This window comes from Marinomonas sp. 63XJN7_9_ISO-PGPR-S23-217, from assembly GCF_056173515.1.
In genome coordinates, this window is record NZ_CM149678.1 from 4,088,644 (window position 1) to 4,112,580 (window position 23,937).

A 23,937-nucleotide genomic window follows, 5' to 3' on the forward strand; every position below is an offset into this window, starting at 1 on the left:
CTACAAACGGGCAATATCGTTAAAAATGGCGATTGCCATCAAAGTAAACAATAGAGAAGCCCCAACGCGATAAGCCAGCCCCTGAACTCTCTCAGATACCGGCTTACGACGAATCGCTTCAATGCCAAAAAATACCAAATGCCCCCCATCTAACACGGGAATAGGTAATAAATTAAGCACACCTAAACTCACACTTAGATACGCCATAAACGTCAAAAATGATTGCAAACCAGACTCGGCAGAAGCACTTGCTACTTTTGCAATGGTGATAGGGCCAGACAAATTGTCAATAGAAATTAGCCCATGCAGCATTTTCCCAATAGAAGAAACTGTTAACGATACCATCTTCCACGTTTGATCGGCACCATAAACAAGTGACTGAAGCAGACCAAATTCACGCTCTCGAATCAATCCCGGATCCCACGTTGGAGGAACGACCGCCAACCCAGCATACCCAACATCGGTATTACCTCGGGCGACAGATTGAGGTATCAGGGTTAAATTCACCTGACGACCTGCCCGATCGACCGTTACCGACAAGCTTGAACCTGGGTGATTCTGAACCAGCTGAACAAATTGCTCCCAATCCGTCACGGGCTGATTATCAACCTTTATGACCTTATCCTTGACTTGAAAACCCGCTTTTTTCGCGGCACCATCCTTCAATACTTGCGCAATAACGGGCTCCACTTTAGGCTGCCAAGGCTGTAACCCAAAAGAGGCAATCAAGTTTGTTGGCTCTTTACCCGCCATCCAACGATTTACAAGGATTTTATCTTCTTGCTTTGCTGACTTTTCATCAGCTTGGTAGCGAACGGTAATGGTTCCACTATCACCAATCAAGTCCGCTAACACTAAATTTACATCTTCCCATGAAGAGACAGGCTTATTATCAATCGCGAGCAACTCATCACCGGGACGCAGATGAGTTTGCGAAACAGGTGAATCGGGCAGCACATTACCGACTTTTGGGACCAGATACTGAATCCCCATTAACGCGACTAAGGCGTAGATAAGGATGGCCAAAATAAAATTAGCAATGGGACCTGCGGCGACAATCGCAATTCGCTGCCAAACAGGTTTATGGTCAAAGGCCTGTTCTTTTAGCGATTCAGGAACATTGCCTTCGCGTCCATCCAACATACGAACATACCCGCCTAATGGGATCATCGCCAAGGTATACTCTGTTCCAGTTTTTCCTACATAACGAAGAATGGGCTTGCCAAAACCGACCGAAAAGCGCAGTACTTTCACTCCACAGCAGCGCGCGATAAAAAAATGTCCAAATTCATGAAAGGTGATCAACACCCCTAAGGCAACGACAATCGACAAAATACTTTCGATCATATCCAGTTTCTCTCAGCAATATACTGTTTCGTCATTACCCGTGCTACTTTATCCGCTGCAAACACAATATCAAGGGAATCAACGGATTGAATGTCAGCAGAATGTAAAACCGCCCGATTTACCGTAGCGATATCCAAAAATCGGATATGGCCCTTAGCAAACGCATCAACTGCAACCTCATTTGCTGCGTTAAGAACCGCCATTGCGGTCCCACCAAGATACCAAGCCTCCGCCGCAAGCTGTAAGTTAGGAAAGCGTTCTAAATCGGGCGCTTCAAAATGCAACGACGCCACTTTCACAAAATCCAATGGTTCAACATTGGTTTCCACTCTATTGGGCCAAGTCATGCCATAAGCAATAGGCACCCTCATATCAGGATTACCCATTTGCGCAATCACAGACCCATCTCGATAAGACACCATGGAATGAATAATGCTTTCTGGGTGGACAACTACATCCACTTCTTTTGGCGTGACATTAAATAGCCAACACGCTTCGATTAACTCAAGGCCCTTATTCATCAAACTGGCCGAATCAATGGAAATCTTTTGTCCCATAGACCACTTGGGATGAGCACACGCTTGCGCCAATGTCACCTCTTTCATCGCCTCTAATGACCAGCGTCGAAATGGCCCACCGGAAGCAGTCAAAATAATTTTACTAAAGTCTCGCTTATGGGCCCCATGTTCATCCTGAGGTAGGCTCTGGAAAATAGCGTTATGCTCACTATCAATCGGCAACAAAGTCACACCATACTTAGCCACCTCATCCATAAACAACTGCCCAGCAGTCACTAACGCTTCTTTGTTCGCTAACAAAATGCGTTTTTTGGCTCGAATACCCGCGAGGGTTGGCTTAAGCCCAGCAAACCCCATAATAGAGGCCATCACTTGATCAACTTGACTGTCTTCAGCAATACTGTCTAACGCGTCACTGCCAAACTCAAAAGAAATAGGCAAACCATCGCACAGAGCTGCTACGCGATCTCTAGCCGCCTGCGTCCCCATGACAATCCGCTTTGGCAAAAAACGGCGGCAAATATCTGCCATTTTCTCAACACTTTCGTTGGCCGACGCGCAAGCCAAGAAAAATTTATCAGGGTGCTGCTCAATAATATCCAGTGTGCTTTGACCAATAGAGCCAGTCGCCCCTAACAAACAAATACCTTGCATATTACAGCCACCCAAAGATCGTTAAAAGCAAGACAAAAATGGGAGCGGCGGCAGTCAGGCTATCCACTCTATCCATTACACCGCCATGGCCCGGAATAAGATGACTGGAATCTTTCATGGACTCATGCCGTTTTAACAAGCTCTCCATTAAATCGCCCAATATAGACACAAATACCGTCACCAAGCCGATTATAACCAAAATCCCCCATGCTCTCACATCAAACCCAACTTGATAGGAAAACAGTGCCACACCGATTTGAGTAAAAACCAAACCGCCAAGCACCCCCTCCCAAGATTTGCCTGGGCTTACTTTAGGGGCTAATTTATGTTTACCAAATGCTTTACCAGAGAAATACGCGCCCGAATCCGCTCCCCAGATAAGTCCCATTAACACCAGAACCCACACAACAAAATTATTGGACTCTTTTAACACCACCATAGCAGACCAAGTTGTAGTCAATACTAAAGCCCCCAAAACAATCCGACTCAAACTAAATCGCCACAGTTTCAAAGAGGGGTAACAGACCACCCAGTAAAGGGCAATCAACCAAACAAAAGGAGCAACATATAAAATACTTTTTTGCCATCCCCACACATGAACAGCAAAACATAACCCAGCGATTACAATGGCGAAGACAAGGCGGGCCAACACTGATTGCACACCGGATAAACGCGCCCACTCCCAGCCAGCAACCAAGACAACCGCTCCCATCGCCAACATAAAACTGGTTGGCCCAAGAATAAACACTGCACAGATAAAGAGAGCGGCCATCACAATGGCGCTTAGAATACGAGGAAATAACATGGTTTACCGACCACCATAACGACGTTGGCGATTTTGATAAATCGAAATGGCATCATCAAAATGCGTTTGATCAAAATCCGGCCATAAAACAGGCAAAAAAACAAACTCGGTATACGCAGTTTGCCACAATAAAAAATTACTTATTCTCTGTTCACCAGAAGTACGAATGAGTAAATCCGGTGCCGGCAAATCCGCCAATTGAATATGCTTTGCCAGCATAGTTTCGTCAATATCATCCACGTTAATATGACCAAGGACAGCCTGTCTAGCCAGCTCTTTGGCAGCTTGGGCTACATCCCAACGCCCCCCGTAGTTAGCCGCAATCACCAATACCATCCCATTATTCTCAGCGGTCAACGCTTCAGCCTTGGCAATCTCTTCTTGTAAAAGAGCACTAAAGCCAGAGATTTCCCCCATAATTCTTAGGCGAATCCCATGCTGATTCATACGCTTTACCTGCTTTCTCAATGAACGTACAAACAATCTCATCAAGCCGTCTACTTCGGACTTAGGACGTTTCCAGTTTTCACTGGAAAAAGCAAACAAAGTTAATACCTTAACGCCAGCTTTGGCTGCTATTTCAACGACACGTCTTACCGCCCCCCCTCCCGCTGAGTGGCCAGCGATACTCGGAAGGTGTTTCTTTTTTGCCCAACGATTATTACCATCCATTATAATGGCAATATGAGCAGGAACGACGCCAGAACGATCTTCTGACTCAGCCAAATCTGACATAACTCTACCTTAGTCAATAAAAAGGGCAGGACAGTACCTGCCCTTTTTATTTAGATTTCCATCAAGTCTTTTTCTTTCGCAGCAAGACGCTCTTCTACCAAAGCAACGTACTTATCTGTGACTTTTTGAACTTGATCCTGACCACGACGCTCGTCGTCTTCGGAGATCTCTTTCTCTTTGACTAAATCTTTCAAACTGCCGTTCGCATCACGGCGAATATTGCGGATTGCAATACGACCATTTTCCGCTTCTGCTTTGGCTTGTTTGAAATAGTTACGACGTGTCTCTTCGGTTAGCGCTGGCATAGGAATACGAATCAAACTACCGTTAGTAGCAGGATTCAAACCAAGATCCGATTTCATAATGGCCTTTTCAATCTCAGGCACCAAGTTACTCTCCCAAGGAGAAACCCCCAAGGTACGAGCATCTTCTACCGTGATGTTTGCCACTTGATTTAACGGTGTTTCAGAACCGTAATAATTCACTTTTACGGAATCAAGAATACTGGGATGCGCACGGCCTGTACGAATTTTATTAAAAGAAGACTCAACCGCTGCAACAGCCTTGGCCATTCTCTCTTCTGCATCTTTAAGAATGTCGTTAATCATAATTTCCTCACTTAATTAGCGTACCTTCATTGCCACCCACAATGATATTAACCAAAGCACCTGGCTTACTCATATTGAATACACGAATTGGCATCGAATGGTCACGAGTCAAACAGATTGCTGTTAAGTCCATGACGCCTAACTGTTTTTCCAAAACCTCATCATAGCCTAATGTATCATATTTCATGGCGGATGGATCTTTCATTGGATCAGAAGAGTAAACCCCGTCGACTTTTGTTGCTTTCAATACAACATCAGCATCAATCTCAATGCCGCGTAAGCAAGCAGCAGAGTCTGTTGTAAAGAAAGGATTCCCTGTACCCGCTGAAAAGATCATCACCTCACCTTCTTTCAGCAAACGCATTGCTCGGCGACGATCATAAGGCTCAACTATCCCCGTCATGGTAATAGCCGACATGACTCGGGTTCGAATATTCGCACGCTCCAAGGCATCACGCATAGCCAAGGCATTCATTACCGTTGCCAACATCCCCATATGGTCACCTGTGACGCGATCCATACCCGCTTGACTCAGAGCTTGACCACGGAACAAGTTACCACCACCAATGACGATCCCAACTTCGACGCCAATACCACGCAATTGACCAATTTCTAACGCAATGCGATTTAATATTTTAGGATCAATACCAAACGGCTCTTCACCCATCAAGGCTTCACCACTTAGTTTCAACAAAATTCGTTTGTAGTTTGGATTTTTTTCTTTTGGCATCTCAATCTCCGGCAATGGTGTTATCTAAAATAACAGACGTGGGCCACTTTCACGACTATCTATAACGCTTGTTTCATAAAAAGGGGCAGATAAACTGCCCCTTTTATAAAAACCTTACAGCAAAAATTAACCTTTAAGCTGAGCCGCCACTTCGGCTGCGAAATCGACTTCGGCAACTTCGATACCTTCACCCACTTCTAAGCGAACGAAAGAAGTGACTGTTGCACCAGCGTCTTTCACAAGTTGACCCACTTTTACTTCTGGGTTTTTAACGAAAGGTTGCTCAACAAGGCTGTTCTCCGCCAAAAATTTCTTCATCCGACCGACAATCATTTTGTCAACGATTTCTGCTGGTTTGCCAGCCATATCAGGCTGAGCACGGATAATTTCTTCTTCTTTAGCCAAAACATCAGCAGGCATATCATCCCCACGGACAACACGAGGAGCCACCGCTGCAATATGCATAGACACATCTTTAGCTAGCTCAGCATCACCACCTTCTAACTGTGTCAATACAGCGATTTGACCATTACCGTGCAGGTAACCATTGATCAGACCACCTTCAACAATCACAGCACGACGAGGTGTAATGTTTTCACCGATTTTTTGAACCAACGCTTCACGAGCTTCAAGCATCTCACCTGAAATCACTTTAGCCATATCGGTTTCTTTTGTTTCAAACACAACGTCAGCGACTTTGTTTGCAAAAGAAATAAAACCTTCATCACGAGAAGCAAAGTCAGTTTCAGAGTTCACTTCAACCAACACACCGTAAGAAGCATCGTCAGCCACACGCATGATAATGGTACCTTCAGCAGCAGTACGACCCGCTTTTTTAGCTGCTTTCATACCACTTGATTTACGTAGCTCTTCAATTGCCACTTCAATGTCAGCGTTTGCCGCTGCAAGTGCTTTTTTGCACTCCATCATACCCAAGCCAGTGCGTTCACGTAGCTCTTTTACCAATGCTGCAGATACTGCCGCCATGTCCAAATCCTCTTAATACTATTTCAAATTTAAAAAAGGGGGCGAGATGCCCCCCTTTAGAAACCAGAGCAAACTATAGGGTTCGCTTATGCTTCAGCCGCTTCGTTTACTTCAACAAACTCATCTGCATTTCCAGCCGTCGCAGCGCGACCTTCTAGAACTGCATCAGCGAAAGCGCCAACGTACAACTGAACAGCACGGATAGCATCATCGTTTGCAGGAATAACGTAATCGATACCATCTGGATCACTGTTGGTATCTACAATACCGATAACCGGAATACCAAGCTTGTTTGCTTCTTTGATTGCAATACGCTCGTGATCAACGTCCACAACAAACATAACGTCAGGAAGACCGCCCATATCTTTGATACCACCCATAGAAAGCTCTAGTTTTTCAAGCTCACGAGTACGCATCAAGGCTTCTTTCTTAGTTAGTTTATCGAAAGTACCATCAGACATTTGAGTTTCAAGGTCACGAAGACGCTTGATAGAAGCACGAATGGTTTTGTAGTTTGTCAACATACCACCCAACCAACGGTGGTTAACGTATGGCATACCAGAACGAACAGCTTGTTCTTTGATCGTTTTAGATGCTGCACGTTTTGTACCAACAAACAAAACCTTGTTTTTGTTTTCAGCCATTTTCTTAACAAGCTCAAGCGCTTCGTTAAGAGCTGGAACAGTGTGCTCAAGGTTGATGATATGAATTTTGTTACGAGCACCAAAAATGAAAGGCTTCATTTTTGGGTTCCAGTAACGAGTTTGGTGACCAAAGTGTGAACCAACCTGCAATAGGTCGCGCATAGAAACTGTAGGCATTTTACTATCCTTTAAATTTGGGTTGTTTAAGCTTACCAACCAAGTGCGTCAGCCAGACAAGGTTTCAAGCAACCATTGGCACCCCAGACACACTCACTTTAATGCGGCAAGATCGTTAGTTTTCGTCATTAAGTTTTTGCTTCACTCAGACACAAGTCTAGCAAGCGGGCGATTTATACCATATTTCACCCCAAACCTAAAGACTAAAAGCGAGCTTTTATTCCCCAAGAGTTTGTGTTTTTTTCACTCTAACAGGGGCGATTCTAGGCATTAAGTCATGTAGAATACGATCTATATGTGACAATTTTTACGTTGTGTTATTGCTTGCCGCTAAATCGCAGCAAAACACCAACCCTACATTTAAAAGATATATTACTTATTATGAGCAATGAAATACTAAACAAAATTGAAGAATTAACCCGCAATGGCCGTAGCGATGTACCCAGCTGGACCCCCAAAGCCCCTTCCACGCGATTTACTGATATTAGCGATATCGAAGGTATGCGTGTAGCAGGCAAACTGGCGGCAGATGTACTGGTTATGCTCGAAGAGTTTGTCGTGCCAGGCGTCACCACGGAACAATTGGATATTATTGCCCACAACTACACAGTCGATGTACAAGGGGCCATTCCAGCGCCATTAAACTATCACGGCTTTCCTAAATCCTGTTGCACATCGGTTAATGATGTCATCTGTCATGGCATTCCTAATGACAAGCCACTGAAAAAGGGCGACATTGTTAACATTGACATTACCATCATTAAAGACGGCTACTATGGTGATACCAGTCGCATGTTCTTTGTTGGTCCAGTCGCACCTCATGCAGAACGCCTTTGTACCGTCACACAAGAATGCCTTTACTTGGCCATTGACATGGTCAAACCTGGCGTACGTCTTGGTGACATCGGCGCTGCTATTGCCGCTCACGCCCATAAAAATCACTACTCAGTAGTCGAGGAATACTGTGGGCATGGCGTTGGAACGACTTTTCATGGGGAACCACAAGTGGCTCATTACGGCAAACCTGGTACGGGCGTCGTGCTAGAAGAAGGTATGACGCTCACTATCGAGCCCATGATCAATGCAGGAAAAAAACAGGTAAAACACACAGGACCAGACAACTGGATTGCTAAAACCAAAGATGGACGACTTTCTGCACAGTATGAACACACGTTATTAATCACCCAGACTGGCGTCGAAGTATTAACAAGACGTCCTGAGGAAACACGCTTCTTCTAAGAGAAGCGTGGGCTCTCTTTGAATCGTGAGTACTTTTTAAATATAAGTATTGTAATCACCATCGCCAAACCGTCATCTTGATAACGCTTTTCTGAGGCCTCATATGGATTTTCCTGCTTTTCCTGATGCTCCGCCGCTGCTAACTCCTGAAGAGAAACAAGAGTTATCACAACCTAATTGCTCGGTTTCTCGCTACAAAGCAATTCTGGAAGAAAAAACGGCCGCTTATGATGACCTATTCCATGCCCTTTATCCGATCGAGAAGTTAGTAAAAGGGCTAGCAGCAGTCTACGATGAAGCCTTACAGGCTGCTTGGATTGCCAAAGGGTTAGCCCTAGAGAACAACATAAGTTTATTGGCTGTTGGCGGCTATGGTCGCAGCGAACTCCACCCCAAATCCGACATAGATCTACTCATTTTACTGGATGATAATGCCTCACCCGAAAATGAGAAGATCGAATCCTTCATTACTTTTTTGTGGGACATCAATTTAGATGTCGGCCATAGTGTCAGAACGATAACTCAATGTACGGAAATGGCGGCTCATGACATCACCATCATCACCAACCTAATCGAATCTAGGACACTGATTGGCCCTGCCGACCTATTGGCAAACCTAAAACTCAATATTGATGTCGCCCACATGTGGGATGGCCACACGTTTTACAAAGCCAAAATAGAAGAGCAAAAACAACGTCATGCAAAATATCAAAATACCGCCTACAACCTTGAACCCAATCTGAAAGAATGTCCAGGTGGCCTCCGCGATATGCAAGTCATCGACTGGGTAGCTAAACGCCATTTACATACCCATCGACTCAGCGCCCTGATTGATAAAAACTTCCTTTCCGAAGATGAGTATATTCAGCTCAAAGGCGCGGTAGGCCATTTATGGCGTATTCGCTGGGCCCTCCACATGATTGCCGGCCGGAAAGAGGATCGCCTTTTATTCGATCACCAACGCACCTTATCAAAAGTCTTTGGCTTTGAGGATGACGACCTAAAACGCAATGTAGAACGCTTTATGCAAGGCTATTATCAAAGCGTGGCCGCCATCCAGCAACTTAACGACTTACTACTTCAACACTTTGAAGAATCGTTTTTGCTGATTGATGAAGAAGACACCATCGAGATCATCAATGAGCGTTTCCAGATTTGCAATGGCCAACTTGAAGCCACCAGCCCCACTCTTTTTCAAGATACACCATCCGCCATGCTCGAAATGTATGTCTTAAGAGGCAATCGAGAAGATATCAAAAGCATTCGTGCCAACACCATGCGCCAATTACGCGACAGCTTAGATCTAGTTGATGACGATTTTAGAACCAATCGCCATAATACTGATTTCTTTTTAGACATTATATCAAGCCGTTATCGACTGACCAGCACACTTCGTTCCATGAAACACATTGGTTTGCTAGGCCGCTATCTTCCCGAATTTGGTGCCATCATTGGGCAAATGCAGCATGACCTTTTTCACATTTATACGGTTGATGCTCATACCCTACAATTAGTGGAAAACCTGCGCCGCTTGTGGCTACCGGAAGCCAAGCAGCAGTTTCCCATTTCAACTCAAGCCATGCGCCATATCCCGAAACCTGAGCTGCTATACATTGCTGGCCTCTACCATGACATTGCAAAAGGACGCGGCGGAGACCACTCGGAGCTTGGCTGTGTTGATGCACAAGCCTTTTGCGAACGCCACAGACTGCCAAAAAAAGACACAGATCTCGTCGTTTGGCTTGTTCGCAACCACCTATTTATGTCCGTAACCGCACAACGTAAGGACATCTCTGATCCTGAAGTCATTTGGGAATTTGCAAGTTATGTTAAAGATCAAGAGCACCTAGATTATCTCTTTATCTTGACAGTCGCCGACATCAATGCCACTAACCCAACCATGTGGAACAGTTGGCGAGCTTCCCTGATGCGCCAACTGTATTTAGAAACCAAACGCGCTTTGCGCCGTGGGCTTGATTACCCTATTGATGCCGACATGCAAAGCGACGAACACAAACAGCGTGCTTTGGAAATCATTATTGAGCGCAACGTTGATATTGTGGATGCGGAAAATGTTTGGAACAAAATAGAGGAAGAATATTTTATTCGCTCCAATGGTGAAGAAATCGCCTGGAACACGGAAGCCATTCTTCGTCACCGCCCGAGCGAAAAACCTCTCGTCGCAATCAGTCCACTAGGCGGAAGAAACTTTTCAGGGGCAAGCAAAGTCTTCATTTACACAAAAAACAACAAACACCTGTTCGCGGTGACAGCTACCCTATTCGAACAGCTCGGGCTCACCATATTAGACGCAAAAATCAGCAACACCACGGACAACTATACACTTGATAGCTTTGTGGTCATGGACATTAACGACAACGAAACCAGCTTACATCTGGACAAAGGACGCATTACCTTTATCCGCGAAACCCTAACCGAGCAATTGGACAACCCATCTTTATACGAAAGTGTGATTCAGCGCTATACACCACGCATCTTAAAAATATTTAATTCACCCGCCACCGCACATTTTGTCAGCCAACCTGAAGAAGTTTGGTCCGCAATAGAAGTAACCGCACCAGATCGACCAGGGCTACTCGCCTTAATTGGGCAGCTTTTTATGAACCAGAATATTATGCTACATAAAGCGAAAATTGCTACATTAGGTGAACGTGTAGAAGATACCTTTTACGTGACAGAAGAAGATGGCAGGTTGATTACCGATCCAGAAAGGATGGACACCATCTGCACTCTATTAAAAGAAAAAATTGACCGTTTTTCACAAGCCATGGATTGAGACAAAATGAACCCATTTATTCGCTCTTTACACCCATACCCTTTTCAAAAACTTGCTGAGCTTTTGGAAGGACTAACACCCAATCCAGAGAAACCGCTTATTCGGCTGACCATTGGCGAGCCCCAACACGAGTCGCCTCAGTGCGTACTTGATAAGTTAGCAGACAGCCTAAAAAGCGGTGTCAGCAAATACCCCAATACAAAAGGTGAACTGCCTCTACGCAAAGCCATCGCAGAATGGGCAAAAAAACGCTTTCACTTGAGTGCAATCGACCCTGAGAGTCAAATTTTACCCGTAACAGGCACACGAGAAGCCCTTTTTGCCATTACACAAACTTTAGTCGGCGAAAAATCAAACGCCCTTGTGGTTAGCCCAAATCCATTCTATCAAATCTACGAAGGCGCAGGCATTTTAGCGGGTGCAGAACTGCACTACTTACCTTGCGGCCCTGAAACGAATTATCAAATTAATTACCAAGACATCAGTGATGACGTGTGGCAACGCTGCGAAGTGCTATTTGTCTGCTCACCAAGCAACCCCAGCGGCAGCGTCACAACACTCGATGACTATGCTTACCTACTTGAAAAAGCCAGAACATTTGATTTCACCATTGTTGCCGACGAATGTTATTCGGAAATTTATTTTGACAATAAACCGCCACTGGGCCTCCTTGAAGCTTGCCAACAATTAGGTAATACCAGCTACGACCATTGCTTAATTTTTCAATCGCTATCGAAACGCTCCAACCTCCCCGGCTTACGATCCGGTTTTGTTGCTGGTGATGCCAACATTTTAAAACCTTTTTTACTCTATCGCACTTATCAAGGCTGTTCGATGCCGATTCACCATCAAGAGGCCTCGATAGTCGCTTGGCAGGATGAAGAGCACGTCGAGAAAAACCGTGACATATATACGCGAAAATTTACTAGTGTGTTAGAGATATTGACCCCTATTATGAAAGTCAGCAAACCCGAAGCAGGCTTCTATTTGTGGCCAGAACTCGAAATAGATGATGAAACATTCTGCACCGAACTCTATCAGCAAGAAAGTGTACTGGTACTGCCCGGCAGCTATCTAGGACGCCAAATTAATGGCTACAACCCTGGCAGCAAGCATATACGCATGGCTCTGGTTGCAGAGGAAGCGCAATGTGTTGAAGCGGCACAACGAATCCACCATTTTATCACCAATAATCAACACCTTATAACCAAACATCAATAACTTAACCCTATCCCCTTAAAGTAACTCAACGGAGAACATAATGAGTGATCAAATTTTTGCATTCGGTCTTGGTATCGGAACACAAAACAAAGAAGGCAATTGGCTAGAAGTCTTCTACTCCGCACCCTGCATTGATGTAGAAAAAAGCACCCTCGATGCACTACTAGAAAGCACAAATTACGAAGGTGGCAACAGCACTTTAGTACTAGATGACAGCGACCTAAACCGCCTACACATGAGCCTACTAAAAGCGGGCAACATTGAGCAAGCCGAACTGGCCTCACGCCTGAAAGCGTCTTCTCAACCGATTGTACTGTGCATCCTAGCAACCGATGAGGCCCCAACGAATCCTGCTGAAGTTTACTTAAAGCTCCAACTGATCTCTCATCGTTTGGTAAAACCTCACGGCACCGTGCTTGATGGCATGTTTGGTCTACTGATCAACACTGCATGGACCAGCGAGGGCCCTATCGATGTGCGCGAACTTGCTGACCGTCAACTAACCGCCCGTATGCAAGGCCGCACTATTGAAGTATTCAGCGTTGATAAGTTCCCTAAAATGGCCAACTTTGTAGTACCAAGCGGTATTCGTATCGGCAACGCCGCCCGTATTCGCTTGGGGGCTCACCTTGGCGAAGGCACAACCGTCATGCACGAAGGATTCTGCAACTTTAACGCAGGCACATTAGGCAACAGCATGGTTGAAGGACGTATTTCTGCTGGTGTCGTTGTTGGCGAAGGATCTGATCTTGGCGCTGGTTGCTCTACTATGGGCACGCTTTCTGGCGGTGGCAACATCGTCATAGGCATTGGCGAAAAATGCCTTGTTGGCGCCAACGCGGGCATCGGTATCGGCCTAGGAGATCGCTGTACGGTTGAAGCTGGACTGTATGTGACAGCTGGCCAAAAAGTACTGGTTCGCGACAGTAATGGCGAGCACGTTGCAACCGTTAAAGCTCGCGAGCTCTCTGGCAAATCAGATTTGCTCTTTATCCGTAACTCCGAAACCGGCGCCGTTGAATGCCGCACGAATAAAACAGCCATTGCCCTAAACGAAGAGCTACACACTCATAACTAAATCCAAATCATGATTTTGATTTGACTGCTCAACGAAACAAGCTTGAGCAGTCAATGATGACCAGCACGAAAACCAACATTCGACTAATGACTAAACAGATATGAGATAAGGAAACAAAACATGGTCGACATTTACGGCATTAAAAATTGCGACACCATGAAAAAAGCATTTCACTGGTTAGACGAGAACAACATCGAGTACACCTTTCACGACTACAAAAAAGAAGGTGTGGATGAAACACAGGCAAAACAGTGGCTTGAGCAATTAGGCTGGGAAAGCATCATCAACAAACGCGGCACCACATGGCGAAAACTAGACGATGAAACCAAACATGCCATGAATAATGAACTGGCGCTAAGCACCATTCTAGAACAACCCTCGATCATTAAGCGTCCATTGCTAATTAAAAACAATGAGATTATCTTAGGATTCAAGCCATCTGATTATCAAGCTATCTTTCAATAAAATAGGACTCAGGTTTATCCAATCACAGCATTTGTTAATACAGCTAAGCGCCAAAGGTGACAATGATCCATTGGTAAAATGGTCGGCTTTAGCGAAGGACTGGCGTGTATATTTGTGGAGATGACGACGGTTGTCTTACAACAGGCGTAATACTGGGTGTATATCCATTAATGGAGTCATCAGAGCGTATAACAGGAACATAATAAGATTGTTCAACAACGGGCTGGGGCATAAGCCAGCTACAGCCACTGGCCAACAGCCCTAACATAATAACCATACTAAATTTCATAACCCACCTTGTGATAACACCCGAGCTAATACAGTAATGTTATTATAAGGTAGCTAAATCGAACGCAAAGGTAAAGAATGTCTAACTTGTCACCCACGTTAAAACTAGCTCTGGATCTCATATCCCGACCTTCCGTCACCCCTGAGGACGCAGGTTGTCAGGATGTCATGATCGAGCGACTTAAACGCATCGGATTCCACATCGAAATGATGCCATTCGGCGACGTAAAAAACTTTTACGCCAAACGCGGCACATCAGGCCCTAACCTCTGCTTTGCAGGTCATACAGATGTGGTACCAACCGGCCCGGAGAAGGAATGGAAAGTCCCTCCCTTTGCCCCTGAAATTATCGATGGCATTCTCTACGGACGCGGTGTCGCAGACATGAAAGGCAGCCTAGCGGCGATGGTCACGGCCGTTGAGAACTTTATTGAGACCAACCCTAATCACACTGGACAGATCTCCTTTTTGATTACCAGTGATGAAGAAGGGCCATTTGTGGATGGCACGACACGAGTTGTTGATGCTCTTATGGCAAGAGAAGAAAAGATCGACTGGTGCATCGTTGGCGAACCATCCAGCACCCATACGCTGGGAGATGTGATTAAAAATGGCCGTCGAGGCTCATTTAGTGGCGACTTAACAGTTTATGGCAAACAAGGCCATGTAGCCTATCCCCATTTAGCACAAAACCCCATTCATTTGGCGGCGCCTGCCATAGCCGAACTGGCAAGCACCCACTGGGATGACGGTAATGACTTTTTCCCTCCTACCAGCTTTCAGGTATCAAATTTAAACGCCGGCACTGGAGCGACTAACGTCGTACCGGGCACATTAAAAGCGCTATTTAACTTCCGTTTTTCATCCGAGTTGGATTTTGACGCATTAAAATCCCGTGTTATTGAGATTCTAGACAAACATCAGCTGCGATACGATGTGGAATGGACTTACAATGGCCTGCCTTTCCTTACTCGTCCTGGAGAACTGGTCGATGCCATTAAAAATGCCATTGAAACCACCGTGCAAATTACGCCAGAACTATCGACCTCAGGTGGCACATCGGATGGACGCTTTATCGCCAAAATGGGCACCCAAGTGGTCGAGCTTGGTCCTATCAACGCGACCATTCATCAAATTAACGAATGCGTTGAAGCCGAAAGCCTAAACCAGCTCAGTACCATTTATGAGCGTATTTTACATAATTTATTTAGCTAAATAGCCCCATTATGACTCTAAAAAACCGCCTTCATAAACTTGCGATGAAACTTGGTAATAATCCTCGACTCGCATTGCTCAAAATGATACAAGGCGGTCTTTTATTTGCTTTTGGCTCATTAATGATAATGGTCGCAAATCGTGTTTTGAAAGACTCCATACAAGCAGAGCTAATTGCTCTGCTTGGGCTGGTGATTGCGGGAGCTGGTGTCATTTGGACACTAGTAGGCTATTTATCCATGAGCATTTTGCGGCTCTACAATATGATCAACAAAAAGGATTAAACGATGCAACCTGACATCGAGATTTACCTTTTATCCTGCCCAACTGCGAAAATTATCGCTTGGCTGAACGACAGGTTCACCTTGTTAGACAAGCAAACGCCATCGACGATTTGCACCAAACTGGTCATGGCAGACAAAAATCAAGTTATTCCAGTGACCATCATAGAACAGGCAGCAGGAAAGCGCTTTACCTCGGTCCTGTTTGATACCGACAAAACACCTTGGGATGACGACATCAGCTGCGCAAAAGAAGCTTACCGCGCTCTACAATGTGAAATTCGCTGCAACCTTCAGAGCTGGTCTGAAGACGACAACCAAGACCCTGATCAATGGTGGAAAATCAACGATTACGAAGAAGGCCCATTTATTTGGAAATAACAGAACAGCTCATCTCAATCAACCATAGCTAAACACCAATACGCACTATCAATGCTGAGAAAGACACTTTTTTTCATAAGCGAACGTTAAGTTAAGCTGATTATGATGATCTTACAACACAACAAACCATTATTTAAAAGGGAAACTATTCATGCAAATTACACTCTTAAAAGGCAAACTCCATATGGGCAGCGTCTCGCAAGCAGAACTTTGGTACGACGGCTCTTGCGCGATAGATAAAGACCTTGTTGAATTGGCAGGCTTTCGTGAGTTTGAACAAATTGACATTTATGATGTGGATAATGGTGAACGTTTTCATACCTATATTATTCTTGCGGAAGCAGGCTCAGGCACTATTTCTATGAATGGCGCAGCTGCTAGAAGAGTACAAGTCGGTGACCGAGTCATTATCGCAGCATATGGCACCATGGACGAAAGTGAGGCAGATAACTTTAAACCCAAATTGGTCTACTTAAATAAAGACAATACCGTTGAGCGCACCACTAATACTATCCCAGTGCAGAAAGATTAATGCCTTCAATCCTGAGCAAAAAAACCAGCTATGTCGACATAGCTGGTTTTTTTAAAAAGCGCTAAAAGTCTTAACCAACCTACTTAGAGAACCGCAAGTGCGGCATCATAATTAGGCTCATCGGCAATTTCAGCAACCTGCTCGCTAAAAAGCACTTTGCCATTCTCATCCAATACAATAACGGCACGAGACAACAAACCAACCAGAGGGCCAGTTTTAAAAGTTAACCCGTAATCATCGCCAAACGTTGAACGAAAGCTGGATCCCATATCCACATGATCAATCCCCTCCGCGCCACAAAAACGAGCCGCCGCAAAAGGTAAATCTGCAGACACACAAAGCACATTTACGCCCTTTAACGAGGCAGCCGACTCATTAAACTTACGGACAGAGGTCGCGCAAGTTGGCGTATCAACTGACGGAAAAATATTTAGTACAAGTTTTGTACCTTGATAATCTTTTAAAGACACCAATGACAAATCGGTTTTCACTAATTCAAAATCTGGTGCCATGGATCCCACGGCAGGCAGAGAACCAACGGTTTCAATTGAATTACCTTTCAATGTAACAAATGCCATACTATCCTCTTGCTATTAATGAATGTGATGATTAATAAAAAAACGAATTATTGAGCGGCTTACTCTACAAAAAGCACAACGAAAGACCCAATAAGCGCTACCCACATACTAAACCTTAGCCTCGCACAATAGACACGTTTTCGGCTTGTTTTCCTTTCTCACCCTCTGTCACGTAAAACCGAACCAACTGGCCTTCTACCAGAAAACGACGGCCACGCCCCCGAATGGCACGGTAGTGAACAAACACATCGTCGCCATTTTCCATGGTTAAAAAACCAAACCCTTTTGAAGAGTTAAACCATTTCACTGTTCCCTGCTCGCGGTCGTCGTCCTCATCCTCATCGGATTGAGATTGACTAGCAGAGGCATTGCCCTGACTAATAATGGCACCGACATAAACAGAAACCAAAGTAAATGCGAAGTAAACTAAATAGTTTGTTCCAAGCACTTCACCTAATACACCGGCAATCAGCAAAGGAACAATAAGCGCAATAACTAAACTTGTAATAAATGCACGTACTGAAAACAAGCTTGAACCAACAGAAGAGCCTTTCGTACTTGCAACATTATCCTGATGATCATTCATAACTGTATCTCTTATTAATGTGTTGAGTTGTTGATACGAGGCGATTATTTACCAAAACAAGACACCTCGTTTATTTTATACAAATGTGGAAAATTAAAAATTTTACTACACTCTTTCAAAATTGCCATGTGAAGCGAAAGGTGATCGTAGTAAGATAATCACCTTGTTTAAAAGAGCAATTTTTCGCCTTTTCTATTTTTACGCGCAATCAATTGCAAGTAATCCATAGAGAATGGCTCCCAAATTAAGAGCTTAGCTCATTAAGGTTACCATACTGATGCCATCCATGAACACCTCAGATATCGAGCAGCGGATCGATGAACTCGAATACCAACTACAATTCCAAGAAGACACAATCGATAGCCTAAATAAAACCATCGCCCTTCAGCAAAGAGATCTTTTATTGATACAAGAAAAATTATCTTTTCTCGCCAGACAATTAGAAAACTATCGCCAACAACAAACTATCCACGGCGACGACAAACCACCCCATTATTAGACATAAAGCGAACTCGCGATAACAACGCAGATAATAGGATTAACTGGCCTCTAATGATTTTAGAACATGGACGTCAAATCGCCCAGCTTTTCCCTCAAGTTGATAGGTTGGCACCATCCCATTTAAAAAAGGCGCCCCTTTAGGTCGCTTTACAACGACTCGATATTCTGCCAATTCAAGCGCCTTCGGCAAAAGTGCATCAGCATCCTCATCTTTACCCACCAAATCACGAAAAAAGGCCATTTCTTTTTTAGCAGCCGCAGACGATTTATCAGTATGCGGATACATAGGGTCGAGATAAATCACATCAAACGTTTGTCCGGTAATGGAATGAATGTCTCTATCCAGTAACGCCATTCTAGTGACTATCTCACCCACCTCTTGATGATCTAAAGCACGAGTTATGCCATCCTCCAGCATTGTCCTAACAAAGCCCACACGCTCACACAAGGACAACTGACAACCAAGGCTAGCTAACACAAATGCATCACGTCCCAATCCCGCCGTTGCATCCAATACATGGAGCCCATTACGCTTATTCAAGCCAACCGCTTTGGCAATATCTTGACCTTTTCCACCGCCAAATCGTCGCCGGTGGTCCGTCGCACCGGAAGTGAACTCAACCTGTACAGGTTTAGGTGCCCCCTTACCCGTTTTAGCCAGACTTACGCCATTTTCTCCCATTAATAACAAATAATCGTATTCATCCACATATTTCAGCGGCTTATCAAGGTGATAAAGCGGTACATTTAATTCATCAGCAAGTTGTTTGATAGAGAGATCGAATCCAGCCTCTAATGAGGCGACAGCAAAACGACTAAGCAAAAACATCTACTCCAATTAATTGATTTCGAGGATTATCCGCTGCCATTGCCTCGGTATTATGATACGCCTGAAGAGCGGATTGCGCTTTGGCCGATAACCCCTCTATACGCCGAAAACGAGAAGCATTGTCATGAGAATGTACTTTTTCAAGGCGCGATACTGAGGCGGAGACTGATAAATCAGCGGCACCTGATGGCTTTTTTATTATAGAGGAATCAAGAGACGGCGCATTCTTATTGCTTATCGCTGCAGGAAGCGGAGGACTAATTCGCATGGTAAAAAGTACTCGTAATTCACATCAATGGTAATGAAGTATAAGTAATCAATATAGCTTTTTCTCATGAAAACACCCATTTAACAGATGCAAAAAAACATCTACAAATCGGTATTTACTACTCCAACAAAAGACACTTTAAAAAAATCACCTCTAAAGAGGTGATCACAAAATCATTACAAATCGCGAACTAAAGAACAATAAAATCCAGTTAGCGCTTGCCTATTCTAGGTGCCTGCTTCTCCCAGGTAATTTCATCCCTTAAATAAATAGGAATAGCATCATAAGCCGACACCGTTTCCCCTTTTTCAAAGGCTGTAACAGCCAGTTGTGCGATGCAAGCGGCTCGGGGAGCAACCTCCATCAGCACCTGCTCAGGTTTAACTGGCAATAAACCATTGAGTATCTCATCATATCGCCAACCAGACCCGACACCTTGATAGGGTAACGAAAGAGCCTCCAGACGTTCCGGATGAATCACACGCTCATCGAGTAAGGTCTTCACACTATATTGCTCAGTTGCTTTATCACCCCGAGCTACTTTATCGACACTCACTTTATCAACAAAGTACCCTGCCACATAGATTTCGCCCATGCGAGCATCCAGTGCAGATAACCAATGATGCAGCCCGGTTTTCTGGAAGCCTTCCAATGCTTGAGCGGCCAACGTCGAGATAGGAATGACAGGTAAATCCGTGCCATAAGCCAATCCTTGCACAATGCCGGCACTGATACGAAGCCCCGTAAAGGATCCTGGACCTCGTCCAAACGCAATGGCATCCAAATCCTGCAAAGCCATCCCAGCTTGCTGCAAAATTTGTTCTACCATAGGTAGAATCAAATCATTATGCTGGCGTGGTGCCATACGAAAGTCTTCCAGCACCACACCATTTATATTCAATGCAACAGAACAAGCCGAGGTTGATGTATCTAACGCTAAAATTGCCGCCATCGAATCATGATGCCTTTAAAGAAGTCAGCAAGCTTTGCTTAATGTCGTTTAATTCACCAACACCATTGACTTTGACAAATTGTGGCGCCGTCGCAGGATCTTCTTTCAACCATTGTTGATAATACCCAATCAGTGGCGCTGTTTGCTCATAGTATACTCCTAAGCGTTTACGCACGGTTTCTTCTGTATCATCAACACGCTGAATAAGATCTTCACCCGTTACATCATCTTTACCTTCCACTTTAGGTGGATTGTAAATCACATGATAAGTACGGCCTGAGCTTTCATGAACTCGACGGCCGCTCATACGCTTCACAATCTCTTCATCTGCAACGTCAATTTCCACCACATAATCAATTTGAACACCCGCTTCTTTTAGCGCATCGGCCTGTGGAATCGTACGAGGAAAGCCATCAAATAGGGCACCGTTGGCACAGTCTTCTTCTGTAAGACGCTCTTTAACAAGACCAATAATAATATCATCGGACACCAATTGACCGGCATCCATAACCGCTTTCGCCTTTAAACCTAACTCCGTTCCGGCCTTAACCGCTGCACGTAACATATCACCAGTTGAAATTTGCGGGATACCAAACTCTTCAGTGATGAATTGAGCCTGAGTCCCTTTACCTGCGCCTGGGGCACCTAATAATATTACTCGCATAACATGTCTCCAAAAGTCAGTCTATAAACTGGAAAGCAACCATCTGCCACATGAAAAAACACGCACAAAAAAGGCGCAAAAAAAGCAACAAAAAACAGATGACTTGCGTTGTAAAAAATCGAATGGCCGCTTAGCATACCCAAGCAAGCCTTCAAGATGCAAATTTACTGTCTTATTTTCGCTATTTTAGCGCCCATATTGAATGTTTTTTAATCAAATGCTGATTTAGCCCGTATTTTGCATACCACTGGCAATACCAGCCATTGTAATCATTAACGCCTTATTCACTTCTGGGTTATCTGGGTTTTTACGGCTTCTATACAGCAATTCGGCCTGCAGATAATGCAACGGATCAATGTAGGGGTTACGAACATCAATCGACTGGCGAATGGTTTTATTGTCTTCAATCAGTCGGTCTTGTTGCTTCAACTCTTTGACCAACTCACTCACTTGTAATAACTTGCTACGCAATAAACGGCCTAACCCTTTAAGCTCTTCATCCACGAGACGCTTCTCATAGTACTCGGCAATATCTGGCTCAGCCTTGGCTAATACCATATCAAGCATATCCAAATAAGCCCCAAAAAATGGCCATTTTTTATGCATTTCCCGCAGTTTATCTAAATTACCCGACTCGATGGCTTGCTCTAACGCACTTTCAGCCCCTAACCAAGCTGGCAACATAAGACGAATTTGCATCCACGCGAAAATCCAAGGAATAGCTCGCAAACTCTCAACACCACCGTCAGAACGCCGACGAGCAGGTCGGGATCCCAAAGGCAGCTTAGCCAACTCCTGTTCCGGTGTAGTCGCCCTAAAATACGCCACAAAATCCTCATGACCTCGAACAATAGAGCGATATTGGTTCATCCCAACTTCTGCCATCTCATCCATAATGGCCCGCCATTCTTCTTTTGGTGGTGATGCTGGAATTAGGGTCGCTTCCAATACGGCGGAACAATAAAGCTCCAATGAACGAACGGCAATATCAGGGATTCCGAATTTAAAGCGAATCATCTCCCCTTGCTCTGTGACACGAATCGAGCCATTTACCGAACCGGGAGGTTGGGACAAAATGGCTACGTGAGCAGGACCGCCACCACGCCCCACAGTACCGCCACGTCCATGGAACAAGGTTAAATGCACCCCATGACGCTTACACAGCCCTGTTAAGGCCTCTTGGGCGCGATATTGCCCCCATGTTGCGGCAATTTGTCCCGCATCTTTGGCAGAGTCAGAATAACCAATCATGACTTCTTGACGACCATTGATATAAGCCTTATACCATGGGATGGTGAAGAGCTGTTCAATGATTGGCTCAGCATTATCGAGATCCGCTAAGGTTTCAAACAGCGGCACGATACGCATAGGAAAACGTACACCGGACTCTTTTAGCATTAAAGCCACTGCCAACACATCTGACGGTGCACTGGCCATTGAGATCACATAGGAACCAAATGAGCTGGCTTCACCTTTGGCAATCATGGCAAATGTGTCCAATACCTCTTTAACCTCAGGCGTTGGTGACCAATCTAACGGCAACAAAGGACGTTTGGAGTTCAGTTCTGTTAACAAAAACGCTTGGCGAGAAGCCTCATCCCACTCGGCATAATCTCCGACGCCATAAAAACGAGTAATCGCCGACAAGGCCTCAATATGACGAGAAGCATCTTGACGAACATCTAACTTCACTAAGGTTAAACCAAACGTGGCAGCACAGCGAATCAAGTCTAACAGGGCCCCATTCGCGATCACTTTCATGCCACAGTCGATAAGAGAATGATAACACAAAGTCAGGTCATCCATTAATTCCTGACTGTTCAGCATAATATTCTCGGCGCTCTCCGGGCGACCATCCAAGCGTGCTTGAGCCCACTCTTTAGTCGCGATCATGCTTTGCTCTAAGCGACGTAATACTTCTCGATAAGGCTGTGGACTATCACCCACACGCTCACGTAAAGCGGCGTTACACTGAGTCATCGAAAACTCAGAACGCAAAACGTTCAAATCTTTAATATATAAGTCAGCGGCCATCCAACGAGCCAGTAACGTGACTTCTTCAGTAATTTTGTGGGTGACATTAGGGTTGCCATCTCGATCTCCCCCCATCCAGGTCGCAAAGTGAATAGGAGCTAGATTTAGCGGCAAATGCTCCATATCAGAATACTGACGATACTGTTTGTCTAATTGACGGAAAAAACCAGGTACCGCTTCCCATAAAGATTGTTCTATTACCGCGAAGCCCCATTTTGCTTCATCAACTGGAGTAGGACGCTGTTCACGAATTTCATCGGTATGCCATGCTTGGGTAATGATTTCTTTAAGGCGACGAATGTGTTTCGCTTCTTCTAAAGGGAGAATATTATCTTTATCTAATGCTTCAAGTTGCGTTGAAATATTATCGTACTTGCGGATAAGAGAACGGCGTACTACTTCGGTTGGATGAGCAGTGAGCACCAACTCAATTGACTGCCCTTGCAAGGCGTTAAGCATTTGTTCCGATGAAAACCCTTCTTTTGACAAGCGTCCCAGTAAATCTCCTACCGGATTTTGATAGATGCCAAGGCTTTCGTTAGTACGGCGACGATGAACACGATGATATTGCTCAGCGATGTTTGACAAGTTCAAAAACTGATTAAACGCACGGGCCACTGGCACGATGTCTTTTTCATCCAGCGCTTCCAGTGCTTCAATCAATGCAGCGGAATCCCCTGAGTGACGACCATCTTTTGATAACTGACGAACCTTCTCGACAGTTTGTAAAAAATCCTCTCCCAAGTGATTGCTCATGGTTTCCCCTAAACAATCTCCTAGTAATCTCACATTTTCACGCAATGATGCTTGACGGTCACTCACT

26 protein-coding genes are annotated in these 23,937 nt (G+C 44.8%); 10 read left to right on the top strand and 16 right to left on the bottom strand.

Translation table 11 applies throughout. The annotated features are described in order from the left end of the window. The 8 genes from rseP to rpsB form a co-directional block, all read right to left on the bottom strand. Complete coding sequence (gene rseP, locus AC0VYI_RS19200) at positions 1 to 1,347, bottom strand: sigma E protease regulator RseP (RefSeq protein WP_475444902.1); 1,347 nt, start codon at positions 1,345 to 1,347, stop codon at positions 1 to 3. Next, a complete protein-coding gene (gene dxr / locus AC0VYI_RS19205) occupies positions 1,344 to 2,519 on the bottom strand; it encodes a 1-deoxy-D-xylulose-5-phosphate reductoisomerase (RefSeq protein ID WP_475444904.1) in 1,176 nt (391 codons plus the stop codon). The genes rseP and dxr overlap by 4 nt, the downstream gene beginning before the upstream one ends. A gap of 1 nt (position 2,520) precedes the next feature. Beyond that, on the bottom strand, positions 2,521 to 3,324 hold the full coding sequence (locus tag AC0VYI_RS19210; protein WP_475444905.1) for a phosphatidate cytidylyltransferase: 804 nt from the start codon (positions 3,322 to 3,324) through the stop codon (positions 2,521 to 2,523). A gap of 3 nt (positions 3,325 to 3,327) precedes the next feature. Continuing rightward, entirely contained in the window at positions 3,328 to 4,059 is a 732-nt protein-coding gene (locus AC0VYI_RS19215; protein WP_475444907.1) for an isoprenyl transferase, read from the bottom strand. Between the two features lie 50 nt (positions 4,060 to 4,109). Further along, positions 4,110 to 4,667: a ribosome recycling factor gene (gene frr / locus AC0VYI_RS19220; protein WP_199474356.1), complete on the bottom strand. Its 558-nt coding sequence runs from the start codon at positions 4,665 to 4,667 to the stop codon at positions 4,110 to 4,112. 7 nt (positions 4,668 to 4,674) lie between these two features. Continuing rightward, on the bottom strand, positions 4,675 to 5,397 hold the full coding sequence (gene pyrH, locus AC0VYI_RS19225; protein ID WP_067013801.1) for a UMP kinase: 723 nt from the start codon (positions 5,395 to 5,397) through the stop codon (positions 4,675 to 4,677). 126 nt (positions 5,398 to 5,523) lie between these two features. After that, positions 5,524 to 6,384 (bottom strand): translation elongation factor Ts, encoded by an 861-nt coding sequence (gene tsf / locus AC0VYI_RS19230; protein ID WP_199474355.1) that lies wholly within the window; start codon positions 6,382 to 6,384, stop codon positions 5,524 to 5,526. Between the two features lie 86 nt (positions 6,385 to 6,470). Next, complete coding sequence (gene rpsB, locus AC0VYI_RS19235) at positions 6,471 to 7,205, bottom strand: 30S ribosomal protein S2 (protein ID WP_199474354.1); 735 nt, start codon at positions 7,203 to 7,205, stop codon at positions 6,471 to 6,473. 381 nt (positions 7,206 to 7,586) lie between these two features. Between rpsB and map the strand changes: the two genes are divergently transcribed. The 5 genes from map (at position 7,587) to AC0VYI_RS19260 (ending at position 14,005) form a co-directional block, all read left to right on the top strand. Further along, positions 7,587 to 8,444, top strand: coding sequence for a type I methionyl aminopeptidase (gene map / locus AC0VYI_RS19240; protein WP_475444910.1), 858 nt, complete (start codon positions 7,587 to 7,589; stop codon positions 8,442 to 8,444). Between the two features lie 103 nt (positions 8,445 to 8,547). Then, positions 8,548 to 11,241, top strand: a complete 2,694-nt coding sequence (glnD, locus tag AC0VYI_RS19245; protein WP_475444912.1) for a [protein-PII] uridylyltransferase — start codon at positions 8,548 to 8,550, stop codon at positions 11,239 to 11,241. A 6-nt stretch (positions 11,242 to 11,247) separates the two neighbouring features. Next, positions 11,248 to 12,462 carry a succinyldiaminopimelate transaminase gene (gene dapC / locus AC0VYI_RS19250; RefSeq protein ID WP_475444913.1) on the top strand — a complete coding sequence of 405 codons (1,215 nt, stop codon included), beginning with the start codon at positions 11,248 to 11,250 and terminating at the stop codon, positions 12,460 to 12,462. Between the two features lie 40 nt (positions 12,463 to 12,502). Next, entirely contained in the window at positions 12,503 to 13,540 is a 1,038-nt protein-coding gene (dapD, locus tag AC0VYI_RS19255) for a 2,3,4,5-tetrahydropyridine-2,6-dicarboxylate N-succinyltransferase (RefSeq protein WP_199474350.1), read from the top strand. A gap of 120 nt (positions 13,541 to 13,660) precedes the next feature. Continuing rightward, positions 13,661 to 14,005 carry an ArsC family reductase gene (locus tag AC0VYI_RS19260; protein ID WP_475444915.1) on the top strand — a complete coding sequence of 115 codons (345 nt, stop codon included), beginning with the start codon at positions 13,661 to 13,663 and terminating at the stop codon, positions 14,003 to 14,005. Between the two features lie 88 nt (positions 14,006 to 14,093). On the opposite strand, the gene AC0VYI_RS19265 is transcribed toward AC0VYI_RS19260, so the two are convergent. Further along, entirely contained in the window at positions 14,094 to 14,294 is a 201-nt protein-coding gene (locus tag AC0VYI_RS19265; RefSeq protein ID WP_199474346.1) for a hypothetical protein, read from the bottom strand. A gap of 77 nt (positions 14,295 to 14,371) precedes the next feature. On the opposite strand from AC0VYI_RS19265, the gene dapE reads away from it, so the two are divergent. From dapE to panD, 4 genes are all read left to right on the top strand, one after another. Then, a complete protein-coding gene (dapE, locus tag AC0VYI_RS19270) occupies positions 14,372 to 15,508 on the top strand; it encodes a succinyl-diaminopimelate desuccinylase (protein WP_475444917.1) in 1,137 nt (378 codons plus the stop codon). An 11-nt stretch (positions 15,509 to 15,519) separates the two neighbouring features. Further along, positions 15,520 to 15,792, top strand: coding sequence for a hypothetical protein (locus tag AC0VYI_RS19275; protein ID WP_199474335.1), 273 nt, complete (start codon positions 15,520 to 15,522; stop codon positions 15,790 to 15,792). Between the two features lie 3 nt (positions 15,793 to 15,795). Then, entirely contained in the window at positions 15,796 to 16,170 is a 375-nt protein-coding gene (locus tag AC0VYI_RS19280; protein ID WP_475444918.1) for a hypothetical protein, read from the top strand. Between the two features lie 151 nt (positions 16,171 to 16,321). Then, a complete protein-coding gene (panD, locus tag AC0VYI_RS19285) occupies positions 16,322 to 16,702 on the top strand; it encodes an aspartate 1-decarboxylase (RefSeq protein WP_199474332.1) in 381 nt (126 codons plus the stop codon). 83 nt (positions 16,703 to 16,785) lie between these two features. Here panD and tpx read toward each other — a convergent pair whose 3' ends face one another. Both tpx and AC0VYI_RS19295 read right to left on the bottom strand, forming a co-directional pair. Then, entirely contained in the window at positions 16,786 to 17,280 is a 495-nt protein-coding gene (gene tpx / locus AC0VYI_RS19290; protein ID WP_199474327.1) for a thiol peroxidase, read from the bottom strand. Between the two features lie 115 nt (positions 17,281 to 17,395). Continuing rightward, positions 17,396 to 17,866, bottom strand: a complete 471-nt coding sequence (locus tag AC0VYI_RS19295) for a cold-shock protein (protein ID WP_325097252.1) — start codon at positions 17,864 to 17,866, stop codon at positions 17,396 to 17,398. Positions 17,867 to 18,143: 277 nt separating this feature from the next. On the opposite strand from AC0VYI_RS19295, the gene AC0VYI_RS19300 reads away from it, so the two are divergent. Then, on the top strand, positions 18,144 to 18,365 hold the full coding sequence (locus tag AC0VYI_RS19300; RefSeq protein WP_233407494.1) for a SlyX family protein: 222 nt from the start codon (positions 18,144 to 18,146) through the stop codon (positions 18,363 to 18,365). A 39-nt stretch (positions 18,366 to 18,404) separates the two neighbouring features. Here the strand turns inward: AC0VYI_RS19300 and AC0VYI_RS19305 are convergent, their stop codons facing one another. The 5 genes from AC0VYI_RS19305 to ppc form a co-directional block, all read right to left on the bottom strand. Then, entirely contained in the window at positions 18,405 to 19,190 is a 786-nt protein-coding gene (locus AC0VYI_RS19305; RefSeq protein WP_475444922.1) for a class I SAM-dependent methyltransferase, read from the bottom strand. Continuing rightward, on the bottom strand, positions 19,183 to 19,464 hold the full coding sequence (locus AC0VYI_RS19310) for a hypothetical protein (RefSeq protein ID WP_199474324.1): 282 nt from the start codon (positions 19,462 to 19,464) through the stop codon (positions 19,183 to 19,185). Before AC0VYI_RS19310 ends, AC0VYI_RS19305 begins: the two co-directional genes overlap by 8 nt. A gap of 211 nt (positions 19,465 to 19,675) precedes the next feature. Next, positions 19,676 to 20,416, bottom strand: a complete 741-nt coding sequence (tsaB, locus tag AC0VYI_RS19315) for a tRNA (adenosine(37)-N6)-threonylcarbamoyltransferase complex dimerization subunit type 1 TsaB (protein WP_475444923.1) — start codon at positions 20,414 to 20,416, stop codon at positions 19,676 to 19,678. Positions 20,417 to 20,420: 4 nt separating this feature from the next. After that, positions 20,421 to 21,080 (bottom strand): adenylate kinase, encoded by a 660-nt coding sequence (gene adk, locus AC0VYI_RS19320; protein ID WP_199474317.1) that lies wholly within the window; start codon positions 21,078 to 21,080, stop codon positions 20,421 to 20,423. A gap of 225 nt (positions 21,081 to 21,305) precedes the next feature. Next, positions 21,306 to 23,936: a phosphoenolpyruvate carboxylase gene (gene ppc, locus AC0VYI_RS19325; RefSeq protein ID WP_475444926.1), complete on the bottom strand. Its 2,631-nt coding sequence runs from the start codon at positions 23,934 to 23,936 to the stop codon at positions 21,306 to 21,308. Position 23,937 lies beyond the last annotated feature (1 nt).

What these genes read in the sequence shown, in the direction of transcription:
- tsaB (WP_475444923.1), bottom strand. Translation starts at nt 20,416, where the DNA reads ATGGCGGCAATTTTAGCGTTAGATACATCAACCTCGGCTTGTTCTGTT.
- glnD (WP_475444912.1), top strand. Translation starts at nt 8,548, where the DNA reads ATGGATTTTCCTGCTTTTCCTGATGCTCCGCCGCTGCTAACTCCTGAA.
- AC0VYI_RS19295 (WP_325097252.1), bottom strand. Translation starts at nt 17,866, where the DNA reads ATGAATGATCATCAGGATAATGTTGCAAGTACGAAAGGCTCTTCTGTT.
- rpsB (WP_199474354.1), bottom strand. Translation starts at nt 7,205, where the DNA reads ATGCCTACAGTTTCTATGCGCGACCTATTGCAGGTTGGTTCACACTTT.
- AC0VYI_RS19265 (WP_199474346.1), bottom strand. Translation starts at nt 14,294, where the DNA reads ATGAAATTTAGTATGGTTATTATGTTAGGGCTGTTGGCCAGTGGCTGT.
- AC0VYI_RS19275 (WP_199474335.1), top strand. Translation starts at nt 15,520, where the DNA reads ATGACTCTAAAAAACCGCCTTCATAAACTTGCGATGAAACTTGGTAAT.
- map (WP_475444910.1), top strand. Translation starts at nt 7,587, where the DNA reads ATGAGCAATGAAATACTAAACAAAATTGAAGAATTAACCCGCAATGGC.
- rseP (WP_475444902.1), bottom strand. Translation starts at nt 1,347, where the DNA reads ATGATCGAAAGTATTTTGTCGATTGTCGTTGCCTTAGGGGTGTTGATC.
- tpx (WP_199474327.1), bottom strand. Translation starts at nt 17,280, where the DNA reads ATGGCATTTGTTACATTGAAAGGTAATTCAATTGAAACCGTTGGTTCT.
- dapD (WP_199474350.1), top strand. Translation starts at nt 12,503, where the DNA reads ATGAGTGATCAAATTTTTGCATTCGGTCTTGGTATCGGAACACAAAAC.
- frr (WP_199474356.1), bottom strand. Translation starts at nt 4,667, where the DNA reads ATGATTAACGACATTCTTAAAGATGCAGAAGAGAGAATGGCCAAGGCT.
- AC0VYI_RS19300 (WP_233407494.1), top strand. Translation starts at nt 18,144, where the DNA reads ATGCCATCCATGAACACCTCAGATATCGAGCAGCGGATCGATGAACTC.
- tsf (WP_199474355.1), bottom strand. Translation starts at nt 6,384, where the DNA reads ATGGCGGCAGTATCTGCAGCATTGGTAAAAGAGCTACGTGAACGCACT.
- AC0VYI_RS19210 (WP_475444905.1), bottom strand. Translation starts at nt 3,324, where the DNA reads ATGTTATTTCCTCGTATTCTAAGCGCCATTGTGATGGCCGCTCTCTTT.
- panD (WP_199474332.1), top strand. Translation starts at nt 16,322, where the DNA reads ATGCAAATTACACTCTTAAAAGGCAAACTCCATATGGGCAGCGTCTCG.
- AC0VYI_RS19310 (WP_199474324.1), bottom strand. Translation starts at nt 19,464, where the DNA reads ATGCGAATTAGTCCTCCGCTTCCTGCAGCGATAAGCAATAAGAATGCG.
- adk (WP_199474317.1), bottom strand. Translation starts at nt 21,080, where the DNA reads ATGCGAGTAATATTATTAGGTGCCCCAGGCGCAGGTAAAGGGACTCAG.
- dapC (WP_475444913.1), top strand. Translation starts at nt 11,248, where the DNA reads ATGAACCCATTTATTCGCTCTTTACACCCATACCCTTTTCAAAAACTT.
- AC0VYI_RS19280 (WP_475444918.1), top strand. Translation starts at nt 15,796, where the DNA reads ATGCAACCTGACATCGAGATTTACCTTTTATCCTGCCCAACTGCGAAA.
- dxr (WP_475444904.1), bottom strand. Translation starts at nt 2,519, where the DNA reads ATGCAAGGTATTTGTTTGTTAGGGGCGACTGGCTCTATTGGTCAAAGC.
- AC0VYI_RS19260 (WP_475444915.1), top strand. Translation starts at nt 13,661, where the DNA reads ATGGTCGACATTTACGGCATTAAAAATTGCGACACCATGAAAAAAGCA.
- dapE (WP_475444917.1), top strand. Translation starts at nt 14,372, where the DNA reads ATGTCTAACTTGTCACCCACGTTAAAACTAGCTCTGGATCTCATATCC.
- pyrH (WP_067013801.1), bottom strand. Translation starts at nt 5,397, where the DNA reads ATGCCAAAAGAAAAAAATCCAAACTACAAACGAATTTTGTTGAAACTA.
- AC0VYI_RS19215 (WP_475444907.1), bottom strand. Translation starts at nt 4,059, where the DNA reads ATGTCAGATTTGGCTGAGTCAGAAGATCGTTCTGGCGTCGTTCCTGCT.